General features: G+C 62.0%; 24 protein-coding genes. 7 read left to right on the forward strand and 17 right to left on the reverse strand.

Features of this window, described 5'->3' with window-relative positions; genetic code table 11:
- Positions 1–103: 103 nt before the first annotated feature.
- On the reverse strand, positions 104–844 hold the full coding sequence (locus AC1D35_RS11735; RefSeq protein WP_113299194.1) for an SDR family oxidoreductase: 741 nt from the start codon (positions 842–844) through the stop codon (positions 104–106).
- 136 nt (positions 845–980) lie between these two features.
- On the opposite strand from AC1D35_RS11735, the gene AC1D35_RS11740 reads away from it, so the two are divergent.
- Positions 981–1,655, forward strand: coding sequence for a TetR/AcrR family transcriptional regulator (locus AC1D35_RS11740; RefSeq protein WP_477853219.1), 675 nt, complete (start codon positions 981–983; stop codon positions 1,653–1,655).
- Positions 1,656–1,714: 59 nt separating this feature from the next.
- Here AC1D35_RS11740 and AC1D35_RS11745 read toward each other — a convergent pair whose 3' ends face one another.
- On the reverse strand, positions 1,715–2,092 hold the full coding sequence (locus tag AC1D35_RS11745) for a nuclear transport factor 2 family protein (protein WP_113311002.1): 378 nt from the start codon (positions 2,090–2,092) through the stop codon (positions 1,715–1,717).
- Positions 2,093–2,207: 115 nt separating this feature from the next.
- Between AC1D35_RS11745 and AC1D35_RS11750 the strand changes: the two genes are divergently transcribed.
- Positions 2,208–2,669: a MarR family winged helix-turn-helix transcriptional regulator gene (locus AC1D35_RS11750; protein WP_113311003.1), complete on the forward strand. Its 462-nt coding sequence runs from the start codon at positions 2,208–2,210 to the stop codon at positions 2,667–2,669.
- Between the two features lie 23 nt (positions 2,670–2,692).
- Here AC1D35_RS11750 and AC1D35_RS11755 read toward each other — a convergent pair whose 3' ends face one another.
- From AC1D35_RS11755 to AC1D35_RS11790, 8 genes are all read right to left on the reverse strand, one after another.
- Positions 2,693–4,237 (reverse strand): DHA2 family efflux MFS transporter permease subunit, encoded by a 1,545-nt coding sequence (locus AC1D35_RS11755; protein ID WP_113311004.1) that lies wholly within the window; start codon positions 4,235–4,237, stop codon positions 2,693–2,695.
- Between the two features lie 290 nt (positions 4,238–4,527).
- A complete protein-coding gene (gene arsK / locus AC1D35_RS11760; RefSeq protein ID WP_477938619.1) occupies positions 4,528–5,763 on the reverse strand; it encodes an arsenite efflux MFS transporter ArsK in 1,236 nt (411 codons plus the stop codon).
- The gene (arsH, locus tag AC1D35_RS11765; protein ID WP_162748600.1) at positions 5,760–6,485 is read right to left on the reverse strand and encodes an arsenical resistance protein ArsH; all 726 of its coding nucleotides are present in this window, start codon (positions 6,483–6,485) and stop codon (positions 5,760–5,762) included. The genes arsK and arsH overlap by 4 nt, the downstream gene beginning before the upstream one ends.
- On the reverse strand, positions 6,460–6,888 hold the full coding sequence (gene arsC, locus AC1D35_RS11770; protein WP_113311006.1) for an arsenate reductase (glutaredoxin): 429 nt from the start codon (positions 6,886–6,888) through the stop codon (positions 6,460–6,462). Before arsC ends, arsH begins: the two co-directional genes overlap by 26 nt.
- Complete coding sequence (locus AC1D35_RS11775) at positions 6,885–7,589, reverse strand: MIP/aquaporin family protein (RefSeq protein WP_113311007.1); 705 nt, start codon at positions 7,587–7,589, stop codon at positions 6,885–6,887. The genes arsC and AC1D35_RS11775 overlap by 4 nt, the downstream gene beginning before the upstream one ends.
- Positions 7,586–8,029, reverse strand: a complete 444-nt coding sequence (gene arsN2, locus AC1D35_RS11780; RefSeq protein WP_113311008.1) for an arsenic resistance N-acetyltransferase ArsN2 — start codon at positions 8,027–8,029, stop codon at positions 7,586–7,588. Before arsN2 ends, AC1D35_RS11775 begins: the two co-directional genes overlap by 4 nt.
- Positions 8,029–8,559 (reverse strand): arsenate reductase ArsC, encoded by a 531-nt coding sequence (locus AC1D35_RS11785; RefSeq protein ID WP_113311009.1) that lies wholly within the window; start codon positions 8,557–8,559, stop codon positions 8,029–8,031. Before AC1D35_RS11785 ends, arsN2 begins: the two co-directional genes overlap by 1 nt.
- Positions 8,556–8,912, reverse strand: coding sequence for a metalloregulator ArsR/SmtB family transcription factor (locus AC1D35_RS11790; RefSeq protein ID WP_113311010.1), 357 nt, complete (start codon positions 8,910–8,912; stop codon positions 8,556–8,558). Before AC1D35_RS11790 ends, AC1D35_RS11785 begins: the two co-directional genes overlap by 4 nt.
- Positions 8,913–8,954: 42 nt before the next feature.
- Between AC1D35_RS11790 and AC1D35_RS11795 the strand changes: the two genes are divergently transcribed.
- A complete protein-coding gene (locus AC1D35_RS11795; protein WP_113311011.1) occupies positions 8,955–9,473 on the forward strand; it encodes a DUF6428 family protein in 519 nt (172 codons plus the stop codon).
- A gap of 173 nt (positions 9,474–9,646) precedes the next feature.
- A complete protein-coding gene (locus AC1D35_RS11800; RefSeq protein WP_477938620.1) occupies positions 9,647–9,961 on the forward strand; it encodes a pyridoxine 5'-phosphate oxidase C-terminal domain-containing protein in 315 nt (104 codons plus the stop codon).
- On the opposite strand, the gene AC1D35_RS11805 is transcribed toward AC1D35_RS11800, so the two are convergent.
- Entirely contained in the window at positions 9,952–10,605 is a 654-nt protein-coding gene (locus AC1D35_RS11805; protein WP_113311012.1) for a TetR/AcrR family transcriptional regulator, read from the reverse strand. The genes AC1D35_RS11800 and AC1D35_RS11805 overlap by 10 nt on opposite strands.
- 186 nt (positions 10,606–10,791) lie before the next feature.
- Here AC1D35_RS11805 and AC1D35_RS11810 point away from each other — a divergent pair, with 186 nt between their 5' ends.
- Together AC1D35_RS11810 and AC1D35_RS11815 are read left to right on the forward strand one after the other, a co-directional pair.
- A complete protein-coding gene (locus AC1D35_RS11810; protein WP_477938621.1) occupies positions 10,792–11,697 on the forward strand; it encodes an NADP-dependent oxidoreductase in 906 nt (301 codons plus the stop codon).
- An 8-nt stretch (positions 11,698–11,705) separates the two neighbouring features.
- On the forward strand, positions 11,706–12,932 hold the full coding sequence (locus AC1D35_RS11815; RefSeq protein WP_477938622.1) for a TCR/Tet family MFS transporter: 1,227 nt from the start codon (positions 11,706–11,708) through the stop codon (positions 12,930–12,932).
- A gap of 109 nt (positions 12,933–13,041) precedes the next feature.
- Here the strand turns inward: AC1D35_RS11815 and AC1D35_RS11820 are convergent, their stop codons facing one another.
- Genes AC1D35_RS11820 through AC1D35_RS11830 form a run of 3 tightly spaced genes read right to left on the reverse strand, consistent with a single transcriptional unit; the run spans position 13,042 to position 15,885 of the window.
- Positions 13,042–14,157 carry an alpha/beta hydrolase gene (locus tag AC1D35_RS11820; RefSeq protein WP_113311015.1) on the reverse strand — a complete coding sequence of 372 codons (1,116 nt, stop codon included), beginning with the start codon at positions 14,155–14,157 and terminating at the stop codon, positions 13,042–13,044.
- A 53-nt stretch (positions 14,158–14,210) separates the two neighbouring features.
- A complete protein-coding gene (locus AC1D35_RS11825) occupies positions 14,211–14,636 on the reverse strand; it encodes a cyclophilin-like fold protein (protein WP_113311165.1) in 426 nt (141 codons plus the stop codon).
- Positions 14,637–14,685: 49 nt separating this feature from the next.
- Positions 14,686–15,885, reverse strand: coding sequence for an MFS transporter (locus AC1D35_RS11830; protein WP_477853237.1), 1,200 nt, complete (start codon positions 15,883–15,885; stop codon positions 14,686–14,688).
- Between the two features lie 140 nt (positions 15,886–16,025).
- Between AC1D35_RS11830 and AC1D35_RS11835 the strand changes: the two genes are divergently transcribed.
- Positions 16,026–16,913, forward strand: a complete 888-nt coding sequence (locus tag AC1D35_RS11835) for a LysR family transcriptional regulator (RefSeq protein WP_113311016.1) — start codon at positions 16,026–16,028, stop codon at positions 16,911–16,913.
- A gap of 94 nt (positions 16,914–17,007) precedes the next feature.
- Here AC1D35_RS11835 and copD read toward each other — a convergent pair whose 3' ends face one another.
- The 3 genes from copD to AC1D35_RS11850 all read right to left on the reverse strand — a co-directional run bounded on the left by copD (position 17,008) and on the right by AC1D35_RS11850 (position 19,058).
- Entirely contained in the window at positions 17,008–17,895 is an 888-nt protein-coding gene (gene copD / locus AC1D35_RS11840) for a copper homeostasis membrane protein CopD (protein WP_113311017.1), read from the reverse strand.
- Positions 17,895–18,260 (reverse strand): copper homeostasis periplasmic binding protein CopC, encoded by a 366-nt coding sequence (gene copC, locus AC1D35_RS11845; protein ID WP_113311018.1) that lies wholly within the window; start codon positions 18,258–18,260, stop codon positions 17,895–17,897. The genes copD and copC overlap by 1 nt, the downstream gene beginning before the upstream one ends.
- Before the next feature lie 198 nt (positions 18,261–18,458).
- Complete coding sequence (locus AC1D35_RS11850) at positions 18,459–19,058, reverse strand: SCO family protein (RefSeq protein WP_113311020.1); 600 nt, start codon at positions 19,056–19,058, stop codon at positions 18,459–18,461.
- Positions 19,059–19,077 lie beyond the last annotated feature (19 nt).

Raw genomic sequence — 19,077 nt, forward strand, 5'->3', positions numbered from 1 at the left:
AACTATGGCATGCATCTCCTCTGCCAGCGCTTTCGAAGGATGCGGAAAAGGCCGGCACCGGCCGGCCTCTTCCTGGTGCTGATCTTCCCGAAGCCAGAAGCCCTCAGGTGTTCAAGCCGCCATCCACATTGAGGATGGCGCCTGTGATGTTCCTTGCGGCGGGGCTTGCGAGGAAGGCGACGGCAGCCGCCACATCGTGGGGCTCGCCGTAGCGGCCGAGCGGTATCAGGGCGCGCTGGAAGTCGGCATATTCCCCGTCGGCCGGGTTCATGTCCGTATTGGTCGATCCCGGCTGAATCAGGTTGACGGTCACATCCCGAGGTCCGAGTTCGCGGGCAAGACCACGCGTGAAGGACTGCAGCGCGGATTTCGTCATGTAATACACCGTGCCGGTGTCGCCAACGATGCGTTCGGCGCCGGCCGAGCCGATATTGATGACGCGGCCTCCGGCTTGCAGATGGGGAATGGCGGCCTGCGCGGCGAGCACCGGCGAGCGCACGTTGACGTCAAGCAGCGCATCGATCTGCGCGACGCTGAAGCCCGCAATCGTGTCGTAAAGCGCGATTGCCGCATTGTTGACGAGAATGTCGAGACCACCAAGCGCGCGAGCCGCCTCCTCCACCGAGCGCTTCACGGCCGCCGGATCGGCGCTGTCGGCCTGGATTGCAAATCCCCGCCTGCCCTTGCCCTCGATAGCGCGAACGACCTCGGCGGCGCGATCGGCCGAGCGCTCATAGGTGATGGCGACATCGGCGCCCTTTTCGGCGAGCGCCACCGCAATGGCAGCGCCGATCCCACGCGATGCGCCCGTCACGAGAGCACGTTTTCCAGCGAGTTCAGTCATCAATCGTCCCTTTCTGTATTGATCGACACAGAATTAGCTAGGGACGCCGAACGCGCCCGTCAAGAATATTGTATCGATCGACACAAAATATATGGAGCTGTTGTCGAGGCGCGTCGGCGGGTTTATATAGTGACCGATGCAGAAATCCGACCAGACGCCGCAAGCCCAGGATATGACGGCCAACCAGACGACAGCCACCCGCAACCGCGGGCGGCCGCGTGCCTTCGACCGGGAAGCTGCGCTCGCGAAGGCGACCCGCCTGTTCTGGGAAAAAGGTTTCGAGGCGACGTCGATCACCGACCTTACCGAGGCGATGGGCATCGGATCGCCAAGCCTCTACGCGGCCTTCGGCTCGAAAGAGGCGCTCTATGCCGAGGCATTGAACTACTACCAGGAGACCAACGAGGCGCTTGTCTGGGCAGGCTTTCGCGCCGCCCCCACGGCGCGCGAAGCCGTCAACGCGCTTCTCATGGACTCGGCGGCGGTCCTGACCGGCTCCGTCGTCGATATTCCGCTCGGCTGCATGGTGGCCCTCTCCTCGGTCGGCAGCGAAGGCCATGCCGAACTCGGCGAACTGGTGCGAACCGCCCGCGCCGTCACGCTCGACCTTCTGAAGCTGCGCCTGACCCAGGCGGTATCGGCAGGCGAAATTCCAGCCTCGACCGACATTCACGGCCTCGCCCGTTTCGTGCAGACCGTCCAGAACGGCATGTCGATCCTCGCCCGCGATGGAGCAAGCAGCAGCGAACTGGAATCCGTGGCCGAGGTCTCGATGCTCGGATGGGACGCCCGCACGGGAGGACGATCATAGCGCGACGACGGGCATGAGCCTGAAGTGGTCATGAGGCGGGGATGACCGCCCTTCCCGGCCTAATCCACCTCGCCGATGTCGAAGCGGATGATCCTGTCGTCCTCCATGCGGAAGATATGCATCACGGTCTTGTCTTTCAGGCCATGATCTTGCCCTTCCAGCGGCCGGCCATCGAGATCGAATACCCTCTGGATCACCTCGACCTCGATGGCACCATCGTCCACCTCCTGAAACGCGACCGGCTCGACATGCGGGCTGACGATCGCCCATTGGCGTGTCCAGTAATCCCGAACCGCCTCACGCCCATGAACATGGCCGCCCTCCATGCCGTTCGCCCAGGCGACATCATCGGCCAGGACGGCAAGCACCCCGTCGATATCCCGCGCATTGAAACGCTCATAGATGCGCTTGATCAGTTGCGTCTGTTTTTCCGACATGCTGTTTCCTCTTTATAACTGAGCGGGGTTCGGTCGACATTGACCAACACCGCCAGCACAGTTACATACGTACATATATAGTTTGCAGTCAACGGCGGACAGGGAGCGAAATGCAATGAGTGAAGACGTGCTTTCCACACCGGGGCATCTCATCAGCCTCGCGGCGCGCGGCTTCACCCGCCTCAGTGAATCCCGTCTCAAACCGCTGGGCTTCGGTGTCGGGCAATTGCCGGTTCTGGTCGCGCTGCAAAACGGCAACGCGAGCACGCAGCGCGATCTCGCCCGCTTTGCCAAGGTGGAACAACCGCCGATGGCGCAGATGCTCGCCCGCATGGAGCGGGATGGCCTGATCGAGCGCACGCCCGACCCGGCTGACGGCCGAAGCAGCCGCATCATGCTGACTGAGGCCGCGCGGGAAAGCATGCCCGAGGCGATAGCGACCCTGTTTCAAGGCAACCGCGACGCGCTGGATGGCTTCACACATCAGGAATCGGAACAGCTCGTCAGCCTGCTGACGCGGTTGATCGCCAATCTGGATAAAATCGCCGGTGCCGATCCGAACTCACGCGACCCGTAGTTTCTGACCCTCTGCGCTGACCATCATGCGGCTGACTCCACCTTCCTCGCAAACGGCACCCACAACAGCGCACAGGCCGTCAGCACCGCCACCACCAGCCATGCCTCGTTCAACGCTTGAACGGTTGCCGCCGTCTGCACCAGCGGATCGAGGATGGATGTCGTATCGGCATCGAACTCCCCCTGGTGCCCGGCAATCGCCTGCAGCGGCGCGCCGACGAAAGCTGCTGCGTCGACGTCTCCTGCCTTTAGCCGATCCCACAGACCTTGGCCGAGCGGGTCCGAGCGCGTGTAGATGATCGTGTCGATCAGCGCGATGCCGATTGCGCCGCCGAGGTTGCGCATCAGGTTGAACAAGCCGCTGGCATCGGGAATGCGCTCCGGTGGCAAGGTGCCGAGTGCCAGGCGCGTTGGCGGCAGCAGGCAGAACATGATGGCGATGCCGCGGATGATCTGCGGCCAGAACATCGCCTCATAATCGGTCTGCGGATCCTGAAAGGCGCTCATGCCGATGCCGATGGCAAAGAGCGTGAAGCCCGCAGCCGACAGCAACCGAGGATCCGTCCGCTTTTCGAGAGCCACGGCGATCGGCGCGGTAACGAGCTGGGCAATGCCCGTCACCAGCATCGTCATGCCGATTTCGAGAGCATTGTGCCCGCGCACGAAGGCCAGGAACACAGGCATGAGATAGACGGAGCCGAAGAGGCCGATGCCGAGAATGAAGCTCATTGCCGAGCCCGCCAGAAAATTCCGGTCGCCGAAATTCCTGAGCTCGACCACGGGTATGGCTCTCCTGAGCGACCGCCACGCGAAGACGCAGCCCGAGACCACCGACAGACAGATGAGGCCGGCGACATAAAGCGAGGTCCAGCCACTCGTCGGCGCCTCCTTTAGGCCGAGTTCCAGTGCTGCCAGGCTCGCCGCCATCAACAGCAGTGACAGGGCATCGAGATGCCGGAGCTCGGCGAGGTTGACGCCCTCGCGCGGAAGCGAGCGCATGGCGACGAGCGCTGCGACAATGCCGGGAATGACATTGATCAGGAACAGCCAGTGCCACGAATAGGTCTCCGTCAGCCAGCCGCCGACGATCGGCCCGACGGTCGGCGCAAGAACCGCAAGAACACCGGCGATCGTCGTCGCAAGCGCCTGCCGCTCATCCGGAAACAGGATGAAGACCGCCGAAAACACCGAGGGAATGAGCGTACCGCCGGAAAAGCCCTGGATGACGCGCCAGGCGATAAGTTCGCCGAAACTGTCGCTCGCCGCGCAGCCCGCCGAGGCGATCACGAACAGCAACAGCGACGTCACGAAGAGCCAGCGCATCGTCAGCAGGCGGGTGAGAAACCCCGTCAGCGGGATCGCCACCACCTCGGCGATGAGATAGGCGGTCTGCACCCAGCTCATCTGATCCGGATGGATAGCGAGTGCGGACTGGATGGTCGGAAGCGACGTTGCGACGACCTGAACGTCGAGGATCGCCATGAACATGCCGAGACACATCGCCAGAAATCCGATCCACCTGCGAAGTGGTGGAGCGGCGGACAAAACGAGTTCAGACCGTTCGGGCATGGAGTGGTCCTGGAAGCAGTTCCGGCAAATGCGTGCGGCGGCGGACAATAGCAGTGCGCAGAACGGCATGCCAAAACATAATGGGAAAAGTACGAAAGTGCCTATCACAAAGAGGTGGTGCCCGGCTGATGCCACTACCGGATTGCCGCAATGAAAAACGATGATCGAAAGCCCGCCGAGAGTGGCCGTGACGCCGAGCGATGTGTCAATGCGGATATGCGCGATGCCGAAGGCGAGAACGAAGGGAGCGAGTGCGGAAAGTTGCTGACGCGCCGAAGGGGGATCCGGGGCTAGGTCTCTGCACGACCGAGAGTGTGATGCGATCGGTCAAGCAACTGCGCCAGCCGGCCAATCGCGATGAACGCGAGGACGGCAACGGCACCGACGATGGCCGCAACCGTGAGCGACCACGACACCCCGATGTTCTCCATCAGGAACGCCAGGATAAACGGTGCAGTCGACGAGATGACCAACCGGATCGCCAACACCTGTCCCTGTCGCCTGCCGTAACCCTCACTGCCGAAGAGCGCCAGCGGAAGCGTTCCCTGCACGATGCTGCTCAGGCCGGAGCCGAGACCAAAGATCACCGCGAACACCAGTGCGCCAGGTACGGACGGGGCCGTGACGATCAGTATGAYCAGCGCCGCCGGCAGCAGCACCGCGGAGATAAGCGCCAGAGTCAACTGCGAGAGGCCGCCCCCAAAGAGCATGTTCGTGAAGCGGCTCAACACCTGCGAGGGACCAAACAGCGTGCCGACCATCACCGCCATGGCGCCAAGACCAAGTCCTGACAGCACGGGAACCATGTGGACGAGAAGCGCGGCGTTGACGAAGCTTTCCAACGCAAAGCCCGTCACCATCAGCACGAAGGCAGGCGTGCGGATCGATGGCGCAAGGCTGGGTTCCACATGCCTTGTCGGCCCGCCGGCAGCGTCTTTGCGGCTCTTGCTGGCGCCGAAGGCCAGCCAGGCATGAATGGGCAGGCAGACCGCGATGTTAAGCGCGGCAAAGCAGAGATAAACCGCCTGCCATGACATATGCGCGTGGAGCGCGGTCGTGATCGGCCAGAAGATAGTCGAGGCAAAGCCGGCGATCAGCGTCAGATAGGTGATGCTGCGCTGGGCAACCTTCGGCCTGATCTGCACCAGCAGTGCGAAGGCCGCACCATATTGCACCAGATTGGATGCCGTCTCGATGGCGATCAGTGTGGCGACGAAAGCGATTTTGCCGGACGAGAGGGCACAGGCCGCCAGTGCCGCCGCGGCGATCGCCGAGCCACCCGTCATCACGCGGCCGGCGCCGAAGCGATCGATCCATTTTCCCATTGTCGGCGCGGCAAGGCCGCCGATAAGGAGCGCGGCCGACAGCGCGCCAAATATCCATTCCGAAGACCAGTTCAAATCCCGCGCCATGCTCGGCGCGAGAATACTGAAGCTATAATAGAGCGACCCGTAACCGATGATCTGTGTCAGACCGAGGGCGAGGATGGCGGCGACGGGCGGTCTTTCGGCAATGGTCGTGGTCATATGGATTTGAGGCTCACGCGCTTTTCTAGTTTTTCAGCCTCTTCCTTCCGCTCGCTGTAGCGGTCGGTGAGGTAATGAGAGGCGTCGCGCGTCAGGATCGTGAATTTCACAAGCTCTTCGCAAACATCAACGACGCGATCGTAATAGGATGAGGGTTTCATGCGGCCTTCGGCATCGAATTCCTGAAAGGCCTTCGCCACCGACGACTGGTTGGGGATAGTAATCATGCGCATCCAGCGGCCGAGGATGCGCAATTGGCCGATCGCGTTAAAGGATTGCGAACCGCCTGAGACCTGCATGACGGCAAGCGTCTTGCCCTGCGTCGGCCGAACCGATCCCACCGATAACGGAATCCAGTCGATCTGCGCCTTCATGATCCCGGTCATCGCGCCGTGACGCTCCGGGCTCACCCAGACCTGGCCTTCGGACCATTGCGACAGGTCCCGCAGCTCCTGCACCTTGGGATGTGTCACCGGTGCGTCGTCCGGCAGCGGCAATCCCTCGGGATTGTATATGCGCACTTCGCAGCCGAAATGTTCGAGCAACCGCGCCGCCTCATGCGCAAGGAAACGGCTGTAGGAAACCGTTCTCAGCGACCCATAGAGAATGAGGATACGCGGCTTATGCGTGGAGAATGCCGGGCGAAGCTGCGCCAGATCAGGCTGGCGCAGATGCTCCTGCGAAGCGGCTGGCAGATCAGACAATGCGCTTGCCCTCGGCATCGAGCACCTTCTCGCCGTCTTCCTTGGTGAAGGCACCCCTATGCGTCTCCGGCAGGATATCGAGCACGACTTCCGAGGGACGGGCAAGGCGCGTGCCTACAGGCGTAATCACGAAGGGGCGATTGATCAGGATTGGATCTTTCAGCATCGCATCGAGCAGTTGCTCGTCCGTCAGATCGGGGTTGTCGAGGCCAAGCTCCGCATAGGGCGTGCCCTTTTCACGGATCGCACCACGAACGCTCAAACCGGCATCGGCAATCATCTTCACCAGTACGTCGCGCGACGGCGGGTTTTTCAGATATTCGATCACGGTGGGCTCAATGCCGGCGTTCTGGATCATCGCCAGCGTGTTGCGCGAAGTGCCGCATTCCGGGTTGTGATAGATCGTGACGTCAATAGTCATGAGGCGGATTCCGTTTTGGTGAGGGTTTTGGGATTGCGGGCTTCCATCAGCAACCATCCGGCGAGCATCAGCGCCAGCAATGCGCCGAGGATTTCGGCGACGATGAAGCCTGGCAGATCGATCGGGCGAATGCCGGAGAATGTGTGCGTCAGCGACCGGGCAATCGCGACCGCAGGATTTGCAAACGAGGTGGAAGCGGTAAACCAGTAGGCGGCGGTGATATAGAGGCCGACCAGCCACGCCACGGCATCGGCGCGAAACCTGATACCGGCGAGGATGACGAAGACGAGCCCGAAGGTCGCCGTCACTTCGGCGAGCCATTGCGCTCCGCCTGATCGTACGGTTTCCGACGCCTGCAGCAAGGGCAGTGCGAACATGCCATGCGCAAGCATCGTGCCGGCAATGCCACCGACGATCTGCGCGATTATGTAGGCCGGAAGCGACGAAGCTGGCAGTTCACGCCGGAGCGCGAAGACCATCGAGACGACTGGGTTGAAATGCGCGCCGGAGATCGGGCCGAGGATGGTGATCAGCACGACCAGCATCGCCCCTGTTGCCAGCGTATTGCCGAGCAACGCAAGTGCCGTATCGTCCGTCAGGTTATCGGCCATGATGCCGGAACCAACGACGGTTGCCACGAGCAACAGCGTGCCGAGCGCTTCGGCGACCAACCGCCGCGACAGAGGAAACACCGCACTCATGCCGGCAGGCTCCGAACCATCAGGGCGGCGGATGCCGGGCACAGGCTTGCGGCCTGCCGCGTCGTCAGGATGGCGGTCGGCGCTTCATCGCGGGCAATCGAACGAAAGCCGAGCGATTGAAAGAAAGAGGCGGCTGATTCCGTCAGCAGATAGGCGACACCGGCACCTTTCCTATGAGCCTCATCGAGCAGGCCGAGCGTGATCGCATGGCCGAAACCGAAACCTTGCCGATCGGACAGCACGACGATGGATCGCAGAAGTGCCGCCTCGCCATAGAGTTCCAGCCCGCCGAAGCCGACCGTCTCGCCGTCGCGCGAAAACCGGTAGAAGCTTCGGCCGGCATCCGTGAGGTCATCGACCGGAAGCCCGGCGCCGGCAAGTGCGGCGCGCAGGCTTTCGTCATGGCCTTCCAAGGGCTGCTGATTAAGATCGAAACCCATCAGCTCGCCTTGGGCTGCTTGATGCTGGCGCCTTCCATCGTGCCGATCTGACGCAGGTGCGTTTCCAGCGCGAGCTTGTCGATCGAGGCGAGCGGCAGGCTGATGAAGGACATGATGCGGTTCTTGAGGAAACGGGCGGCCTGGGCAAAGGCGCGGCCAATTTCCACTTCGCTGCCTTCTATCGCCGCGGGGTCTTCGACGCCCCAATGGGCGGTCATCGGATGGCCGATCCACACCGGGCAGGCTTCGCCGGCGGCGCTGTCGCAGACCGTGAAAATGAAATCCATCTCAGGCGCACCCGCTTCGGCGAATTCGTCCCAGCTTTTCGAGCGGAAGCCCGTTGTCGGATAGCCGAGCGCTTCAAGCTCCTTCAGGGCATGCGGATTGACCTCGCCCTTCGGCTGGCTGCCAGCCGAATAAGCCCTAAAGCGGCCTTTGCCTTCCGTATTCAGGATGGATTCCGCCAGGATCGAACGGGCCGAATTGCCCGTGCAGAGAAAGAGCACATTGTAAACGCGGTCTGTAGTCATTGCAGTTCCTCCTCCATTTTAGGGGTACAGCAGGCCGCGACCTCGGCGGCAGGCGCGCAGATTTCCGGGTGACCGGAGCAGCAGTCTTCCATCAGGAAGCGAACGAGGCCGCCGAGCGCCTCGTAATTCGCCGAGTAGATGATCGAGCGGGATTCGCGCTGCTGCGCGATCAGGCCGGAGCGTTCCAGTTCCTTCAGATGGAAGGACACGTTCGACGGCGAAATTTCGAGCTTCTCCGCAATCGCGCCGGCCGCCATGCCGTCAGGGCCGGCGACGACAAGCATGCGGATGATGTGCAGTCGCGTTTCCTGGGACAATGCGCCGAACGCGATGAGGGCTTGACGTTGATCCATATTTCAACAATCCTTGAATGATTGAAACGAGGAATAACGCAGATGAACGCGATCGACAACAGTAAAATGCAGAAGGACGATATCACCCTCGGCGAGCTCATGAGCATCCTCTCAGGCGCCAAGGATTCACCGCTCGTTTTTTACTATAATGGCCGCCCGGTGAAGCCCGGCTATCATGTCACCGAGGTCAAGGCCGGGCAGTTCTCGGCACTGGACTGCGGGGCAAATCCGGAAGCCTGGAGCGAGATCTTCATCCAGCTTTGGGATATCGAAGAGGACGACCGCACCCATATGCCATCAGGCAAATTCCACGCGATCATTCGCAAGGTCACCGAGCATGTGAAGCTTGACGATACGGCCAAGCTGACATTCGAAGTCAGCGACGGCGTGCAGCCGATGCAGCTCTATTGCGCGTCCATGCCGACACTGCGCGCCGGCGCCGTCCATGTCGACCTCTCACCCCGACCGGCAAGTTGCAAGCCGCGCGACCGGTGGCTGGCGGAACAAGGCCAGACTGCCGCCTGCTGCGCTCCGACTAGCGCCGCCAAGTGCTGCGGCTGAATGGCCCCGATGTGAACGATCCGCCGATTTCCGCGGCCGCCAGAGCCAGCGCTGTCCTCGCGCCGGGAACTCGACGCCGCGAATCGACGAACAGGTCGGCGCGTCCACGCCGATCCTGAGATCGTCGCTCCGAGCTGGCAGCTCTTCATCGTCATGCCGCATGAAGTCGAGTCTTGCAGGGCGCCGAGAACCGGCTGCATCACCGGCTCTTATATCGGCGGGAAAAGCCCGGCTGGCCGCGTGAAAGCCTGTGGCCACGAGCCCGAAACCCGCGCGGGTGCGATCAGACGCAAATCATCGAAGATTCCCGATCTCGCCCCTTGCAATCCGCCCCGCCAAACATCATATCCCGGTTTCACCTGAAAACGGACTTGCGCTTGGTATCGACGTTGGTCGAGCCGCGTTCGAGCTCCACAGRCAAAGGGCGCTCCCCGCAAGGGTTGAGCGCCCTTTTGATTCCGGCGGTGGCCCAGCAGATTCAGGCGTAAGCCGTGCCCGCCATGGCAGCCTTCACCCCTAGACTTCCCTGATCGACGAGCGCGAGAAAGACGGCCTTCGCCTTGGCCGTATCTCGCCCCTGCCGAAAAGTCCGGTGCGCCTCGATGAAGGCGACGCTCCAACTCGCGAGAAGCATGGCGGCCGCTAGTTTGGCCGAGGGGTCCGCGGGGTCCTGGCCGGCGGCTTCGGCAAGCACCACCGCCAGCTCCCGGGCGATCTCGTCCCGGATCGCCCGTGCCCTCGCCTTCAGCGTTTCGCTGTTCTCCACCGTCTCGATGAAACCCTGGCTCGCCGTTGAAAACAGCAGGTAAGGCGTCTGCTGTCGGACGAGCCGATGCGCCAGCAGCCGCAAGGTCTCGATCGGCGAAACGCCGGCATCGCGCTGCCGCAGAGCTTCACGCAGCGTCTCGCGCGCCTCCTCGTCGCGATCGAAGAACATGTCCTCCTTGCGCGGGAAATGGTTGAAGACAGTCATGCGCCCGACATCGGCAGCCGCGGCAATCTCATCGACCGTCACATTCTCGAAACCGCGCTCGAAAAACAGCCGGTCGGCGGCAAGCGAGATGGCGCGGCGCGTAGCGAGGCGCTTGCGGGAGCGCCGGTCGGAAGCTGTTTCGTCTGCTGGCATCGTCATGGCGCACTCCATAGCAGGATTTATGTACTGAGTACACCATCGTTGACAGGCACTGGCCGGCATACTATTACTATACTCAGTACATATTAATATGCAGTACAGACAACGCCCTTTGACGCGAGACCGGGCCGCCGCGCCCGACACCGCGATCGGCCGGACTTTGCCAGCATCCGCCACGGAGAACCCATGAAAGCCGTTCAGTTCAGCCGCTACGGCGGCCCCGAAGTTCTCGAAATCGTCGAGATTAGCCCGCCACATCCCGGCCCCGGCGAGGTGCGCATCGCGGTGCGCGCCGCCGGCGTCAACCCGTCGGACTGGAAGCGCCGCGAAGGCCGATATCGCGCTTTTGAGGAGGTGAGTTTTCCCACAGGCGTCGGCGTCGAGGCCTCCGGCATTGTCGATGGGGTCGGCCCCGGCGTCTCCAGCACCTTTGTCGGCGACGCCGTCTTCGGTTATGGCCGGGGCACGATGGCAGAACATGCCATCCTCACCCATTGGGTCCACAAACCTGACGATCTGCCCTTCGAGATCGCCGGCGGCCTGCCCGTCATCGCGGAGACGGCCTGGCGCAGCCTCGACGAAGTTGGCGTCAAAGCCGGCCAGACGCTGCTCGTCAGCGGTGCCGCCGGTGGCATCGGCTCGGCCGTCCTCCAGCTTGCGCGCATCAGGGGCATCACCGTGATCGGCACGGCAAGCCCGCAGAAACATGATTACCTGCGTGAACTGGGCGCCATCCCGACGACCTACGGACCTGATCTCGCAGACCGCGTCCGGCAGCTTGCGCCTGAAGGGATCGACGCAGCATTGGATATCGTCGGTTCCGGCATCATCCCCGAACTGATCTCCATCGTGGGCGATGCCGCGCACGTCCTCTCCGTCGCCGATTTCTCGGCCGAGGAATATGGCGCGAAATTCTCACGCGGCCCGCCGAAAGATCCCGAACGGGTACTGGCCGATGTGGCCCGCCTCCATTCAAAGGGACAGTTCCGCCTGCACATCGACGAAAGCTTTCCGCTGGAGCGAACGGCGCAAGCACAGACCGTCAGCGCCRCCGGGCGGGTCACCGGCAAGCTCATCATTTCCATTCCATGAGTTCCACCATGAACAAACCTCTTATCGTCATTTTCGCCGCCATCGGCCTCGATGCCGTGGGCATAGGGTTGATCTTCCCCATTCTCCCGCGCCTGATCGAGGAGGTGACCCAGAGCAACAATGTCGCCCCCACGATCGGCATCATGACCGCGCTCTACGCGCTCATGCAGTTCGTGTTCGCCCCCATGCTCGGCGCACTCAGCGATGCGATCGGCCGGCGCCCCGTTCTGTTGATTTCGCTGGCGGGTGCTGCAATCAATTATGTCGTCATGGCCTTTGCGCCTTCGCTCTCACTGCTGCTCGTCGGCCGCGCCATCCCCGGCCTCACCAGCGCCAATATGTCTGTTGCGATGGCCTATATCACCGATATCTCGCCCGAGGATCAGCGCGCCCGCCGCTTCGGCCTCACCAGCGCCATGTTCGGCGCCGGCTTTATCATCGGCCCGGTTCTCGGCGGTCTGTTGGGCGACTATTGGCTACGCCTGCCCTTCATCGCCGCCGCCGCGCTCAACGCCTGCAATCTGCTGCTCGCCCTTTTCATCCTCCCCGAATCCCGCACGCCCGAGTCCCGAAAACCAGGCTCCCGCGCACCGGCCGGCCGCAAACTCGACCTAACCGCCCTCAACCCGTTTCGCCCGTTGCTGCGCATCGTCTCGATGAAGGGCCTTCTCCCCATCGTGCTGGTGTTCTTCTTCCTGAGTGCCGCCGGCGAATCCTACGGCACCTGCTGGGCGCTCTGGGGCTTCGATGCCTTCAGGTGGAACGGCTTCTGGATCGGCCTGTCGCTCGGCGCCTTCGGCATCTGGCAGACGCTGATGCAGGCCTTCCTGCCCGGCCCGGCAACCCGCCTGCTCGGCGAACGCTGGTCCACCGTCACAGGCCTTGCCTGCGCCTGTGTAGCGCTGACAGTCATGGCCTTTGCGGAAAAGGGCTGGATCATCTTCGCCATCATGCCGGTCTTCGCCCTCTCCGGCATCGGCGCGCCAGCCTTTCAGGCGCTGGCCACCCGCCAGGTCGATCCTGCCCGCCAGGGAGAGCTGCAGGGCGTTCTGGCCTCGGTCGTCAGCCTCGCCTCCATCGTGGCACCCCTCGCCTTCTCGTCCTTCTATTTCGTCGTACGAGAGAACTGGCCGGGCGGCATCTGGCTCTCGGTGATCGTGCTCTATGCAATCGCGGTGCCGCTCGTTCTTCTGAGCACAAGGACGGCAGGCGCTACGCAACCTGTCAGYGCGTAGGCCAAATCGAGTGGCGCGGATGGACGAAAGGCAGACAAGGCCTCAAGCGAGATCGGGGCCCGGACATCAGGTCCGGGCCCTCTCATCTCGTCGAGAAAGACCTGCTGGATCACGCCGCGAGGTGCTGATCGAAAAAGCTGGACAGCTTGTCGAACGGGATGAGGTCTACGCGGTCGTAGAGATCGACGTGACCGGCACCCTTCACCCAGACGAGCTCTTTCGGCTCGTCTGCACGCTTGTACGCGTCTTCGCTGAATTCCTTGGAGTGAGCCTGATCGCCCGTGATAAACATCATCGGACGGGGTGAGATCGTCTCGATGTCGTTGAACGGATAGAAGTTCATAAACTTGACATTGCTGGTAAGTGTCGGATGCGTGGTCGTGAGCCGTGTCGCACCGGTCGGGGTGAATTCGCCTCTCGGCGTGCGGTAGAAATCATAGAATTCCCGCTGGATGGGATGGGTGTCGGCTGTCAATTCGTGAACCGTGCCGCCGATCAGCTCGGCTTCGCCGCCCTCAAACTCCACATATCTTTGTTCTGCTGCTGCGGCGATGATTTCCTTCCGTTGCTCGACGGTGAGCGAGTGGTTGAGCGCATCCCGGCTGGCGGAACCCATGTCATACATGCTGACTGTCGCGATGGCTTTCATGCGCGGATCGATCTTGGCTGCGCTGATGACGAAGCTGCCGCTGCCGCAAATCCCGATCGCGCCGATGCGCGCCCTGTCGACGAAGGACTGGGTGCCGAGGAAGTCGACGCCCGCGCTGAAACCTTCCGAATATACATCCGGGGAGACCAGGTTCCGCGACTGGCCATCGCTTTCGCCCCAGAACGGCAGGTCGATCGACATTGCGACGAAGCCCTGTTCGGCCATCTTCGTGGCATAGAGGTTGGCGCTCTGCTCCTTCACGGCACCCATCGGATGACCGACGATGATTGCCGGCGTCTTTGCATTTCGGTCGAGGTCTTTCGGAAGGTAGAGATTACCCGCGACGTTCATCTGATACTGCGTCTTGAAGGTGACCTTCTGAAGCGTCACCCGATCGCTGGTGTAGAAGTTGTTTGCGCCATTGGACATGTCTTGAGCCTTTGCAAATGTGAGGTTGAGAACGGACATCGCACCGAATGCCGCGATGCCGGCACCGGTCATTTTCAAGAGGTGACGGCGGTCGACGCCTGTGCCGGATATGTCGAGCGCCGCTTTGGATTCGTTCTTCTCGTTCATCGTCGTATCTCCGTGGGGAAGGACAAGGGGAATGCAGACACGCAACGGCGTCGTCAGATGCTCTCGATGCGAAGCGGAAATTCGCCGCGCATGAGCAAAGGTTCGATGCCGTCGTCGAACCGGCCAAGACGGATCAGGCCGGACGAATATCGATAGAAGCTGTGGAACAGAGCCAGGTTGCCCCATGGGGCGAAGTAGCAGAGATCGCCTGGGCGCTCATTTCCGAAGGCACCGCTTCCAGCCTGCGTCAGTTTGCGTGGCAGGTAGGTGATCTTTTCGTTGGTCGAGTAGTCTTCAATATCAAGGTCAAGCGGCAGCATGGACGCGAAGTCGCGGGCTGACGCATTGTCGTAGAGGGTCGCGGTCATCGCCTGACCGTTGAACATCATCCTGATCTTCACCTTTGTCGGCTCCTGGCTTGCTGGATCGTTGCCTTGCTGTCCTCGGGCCAATGGCGGGAAAACCGCTGTCGCAATCATCGATCCGAGAACGGTGCGGCGGCTGGGGGCTTCCAGATCCGCAACCACGTCACATGCTCCTGACGTACCGCCACGCCACGGCGGCAAGGACGGACGAGCCGGTCAGAAGCACGGCGGCAAAGGCGAATGTCGTCCACCAGCCCGTTGCGTCGAACAGGACGCCGCCCAGAGAAGCGCCCATCGTGATCGCAAGCTGGATGGTGGCAACCTGCAGGCCGCCCCCGGCTTCCGCGTCGTCGGGCATGGTCCGGCTCAGCCATGTCCCCCAGCCGACCGGAGCGGCGGTGCCGAAAAAGCCCCAGGCAATCAGGAGAACCGCCGTCATGACGGACGATGTACCGAATGCGATCAACAACAGGGCGATCGCCGCCATCACGAGCGGGATCGATCCGAGGATGCTGAACAATCGCGTCTGGAGCAAAGCGCTGACGCAGTAGGTTCCGACGATCCCCGCCAGGCCCATCAGGAGCAGCAGCAGGGAAAGGGTCGATATCGAGACCTGGGTCACCGTTTCCAGGAACGGGCGGAGATAGGTGAACAGCGCAAACTGCCCCATGAAAAGCAGCGTGATTGAGGCCATGCCAATTGCCACCTCGGGACGCGCAAGCAACCGGAGGACATTCGGAGAGCCTTCCTTCCGACGCGGCGGGAGGGACGGCAGTCTGATCCACTGCCAGAGGAGTGCCAGCAGGGCGAGCGGCACCACGGCAAAGAACGCCCCGCGCCAGCCGATATATGCACCCAGAAGGCTGCCCAGCGGTGCGGAAATCGTGGCCGCAATGGCATTGCCGGCATTCAGCATGGCCAGACCTTTTGGGACCGCATCTTCGGGCACGAGGCGCATGACGATGGCTGTCGACATCGACCAGAATCCACCGATTGCAACCCCGAGCAGGGCGCGTCCGATCATCAGCACCAGGTAGTCAGGAGCGAAGGTGACGATCGTTCCGGAGATGACCAGAAGAAACGTCAGTGACGTCACCACCAGACTGCGGTCCAATCGGCGGGTGACCGACGAGACGAACAGGCTGGTGACAACAGCGAAAATACCGGAGATCGAAATCACCTGGCCCATATGGCCTTCGGTCACGCCGAGGTCTGCCGCGATCGGCGACAGCAGGCTGACCGGCATGAACTCGGATGCGATCAGGACGGCAACGCAAAGCGCCATGGACAATACCGCTCCCCAGGCTGCCGTCGCGGGAGCATTTCCGCCTGTGACGTCGGGGCCAGAGGAGTTCTCGCCCATCAGGGCGGAGGCGCTATCGGTATCAAGTGCGAGCGTTTGCTGTGTCATGAGGGCAATGTATAGCGAGCCCACTTCACTTATTAGCCGTTGCAATTAGGATGGACTTATCGGACCGTGATATAAATTCTCCGGAGGTGTGCGTGAAAAGAGAAGACCTGAACGACATGCTCTGGTTTCTGGCCGTCGCCGAAGAGCGCAGCTTCACGAAGGCCGCGGCGCGTCTCGGCACGTCGCAGTCGACGCTCAGTCACACGATCAAGCAGCTCGAAGCCCGCATGGGCCTGCGTCTTCTCACCCGCACGACACGCAGCGTTTCGCCGACGGAAGCGGGCGAGAGGCTCATTCGCTCGCTCGCACCACGTATCGAAGAGATCGAGACCGAAATCGACGAACTGATGGAAATCCGGGACACGCCATCCGGCACGATCAGGATCACCTTGTCCGATCACGCGCTCGAAACCGTGGTGTGGCCGAAACTGTGCCCGATCCTGAAGGACTATCCGGACATCAAGGTGGAACTCAACAGCGACAACGGCTTCCGCAACATCGTCGAAGACCGGTTCGATGCGGGGGTGAGACTGGGCGAGAGCGTGGACAAGGACATGATCGCCGTTCGGATCGGGCCGGACTGGCGTCTCGTGGCGGTAGGGTCTCCAGAGTATTTTGCCAAGCGGTCCGTTCCGCGCTCACCTCAGGAGCTTGTGGCGCATGACTGCATCAATCATCGCCAGTCCCGGTCGGGCGGCCTCTACGCCTGGGAATTTGAAAAGGAAGAGAAGGAGCTTCGTGTCCGCGTCGATGGACAGTTCACGTTCAGCACCTCCTACGCAATGATCGATGCTGCTGCCAATGGCTATGGCATTGCCTACCTGCCCGAGAACCTGGTGCAGAGCGACATCGCTTCGGGACGACTGGTTCAGGTGCTTGACGACTGGTCGCCGATGTTTCCGGGCTATTTTCTCTACTACCCGAGCAGGCGGCAGAACTCCCCCGCGTTCAAGGTCATCGTCGACGCATTGCGTTTCTGAGATGGCGAGCGGCACTGGAAATCGGGCTTGAATCCGATCGGCTCCTTCTGACGCATTGCGGCCCTATGACGCCTCGAGATTCCCTGTGGTGCCCCTACCCCGGAAACGGCTCCAGCGTCCCGAACCAGGCGACGAGCGCGACAACGCCGATGGCAAGCACGATCTCCGCGCTGGTCCCCGCTGCCAGCGCTTTCCCGGCAGCATGCGACCGCCCCATGTGCGGCACCAGCCCATAGCGGTTGAAGACGGCGATCAGCATCATCAGCAGGGCAAGCCCGATCTTCAGGGAGAGCAGCCGCTGATAGGCAACGCTCCAGTCGAACGGCAAGCCGCCGATGATCAGCAGGCTGTTGGCGACACCTGAGAGAATGACCAGCGCCACCGCGACATGCCCCGCCGTCGAGAAGCGGATCAGCGCTGTCAGGGCATCCCGCCCCGTCGCGTCGTCGCCAAGCCGGGAAAGCACGAGCGCCACGGGGATCAGCGCCCCGACCCAGGCGCCGCCCGAAAGCACATGCACCATATCGTTCGCCCGGTGCAGCACCCGCAGCCACCCGTCATTCATGGCCGCATGGCCGGTCAGCGACAGGCCGCAGAGAAGAAGCGCGGAGACGACAGCCGTAGCGGCAACCTTCTGCCGTAACGGCAGCAATGTCACCACGAGGAGAAGTGCGGCAAACACCGCTTGCCACGCCCATGCGGTGCCGACGGATGTCTCCGTCAGCACCGATATCATCACATCCCTGTCCAGCCCATCCGCCCAACCATTGCCGAGCATGGCGCAACGCACCGGCAGCACCACCACTGTCGCGATCACGGCAAGCATGACCGCGGCGACCCGCACTGCCCGGAGCTGTACCCAGATGAGGGCGCTCAAGCCCTTGGGCACGAGCAGCCACAGATAGGCGGCACTGCCCCAGAGAAACAGAACGGCGCCGTCGAAGACGAAACGGCAGGCGATGTTGGCCGTATCAGCTGTCATCAGGGCTTTACGGTAAAGGTGAAGTTGCCCTCTGTCTTGTGCCCGTCGGTGGAAAGCACATGCCAGTCGACCGTATAGCTGCCGGGCGCGAGCTTGTCGGACACCGGCACCATCAGCACCTTGCCGCCATCCTCCAGCATGCCCTCGCCGAGCTTGACCTGCCCCTTGTCCGGGCCGGTCACGGTGAGGCCGCTGAACTTGAGGTTCAGCTCCTCGGTGAAGGTGAGATCGAGTTCACTCGGAGAAGCAACGGCAGCCTTGTCGCCCGGAGTGGAGCTTTTCAGATGCGCATGCGCGAAAGCCTGGCCGGCAAGAGCGAAGCTTGCGAGGGCGGTGACAGAGAGAATGCGGATCATCAGGGACATCAGACTATGCCTTTCGTTTGGTCGGGACAGGCGATGGCGCGCCTGGCCCTTGCGAGATTAGACAGTCGGGGAGCGGATTTATTCCCGGCTGTGTCGAAGTTTGTTGCTGGATTTTGCTCTTGAATGAACGTCATCCATTCCCCTCCATTGCAGATATCGCCCGCAGAGCTCGATAAGAGAAAGGGAGCGCTCGCCATCTCACGCCCCTCCTCCGCCCAGCAACACATTGCGGATCTTCGCCAGCGCCGCGTCGCGATCCGTGCCATACGGGATCAACCCCTTCAGCCGCCCGTCGGCGCCAATCAGCAGCAGCGAAACCGTATGGCTCATGTGATAATTGCCGTCTTCGGCAGGCAGTTTCTCTGCATGGACGAACCAGCCGTTCGAAACCTTCCTCATCTCCGCCGGCGCACCGGTAATGCCGGTGATGCGGCTGCTGAAGGCGGTGACGTAATCATGCATCACGTCCTGCGTGTCACGCTCCGGATCGATCGAGAAGAAATAGGCCTTCAGCGCCCTGCCCTGATCGCCGAGCGTGGTCAGCCAATCGGCCACCTCGTAGAGCGTCGTCGGGCAGGCCTCGGGGCAATGGGTATAGCCGAAATAGACGAGCGCCGGATGCCCCCGGAAAATTGACTGGTCGACTTCGTTGCCACGGTCGTCGACCAGCGAAAATCGCGTATCGAAAGGCCCGGTGCGCGGTTCCAAAAGATAGAGCGACATCATCAGCGCAATCAGCGCGCCGACGAAGACCGCGCTTGCGGCAAAGCCTGAAACGGCAAGGGTGCGCGCGCTCATTGGCCGTGCCCCTCATGGC

The sequence above is a fragment of the Rhizobium sp. P1_E6 genome, assembly GCF_056405875.1.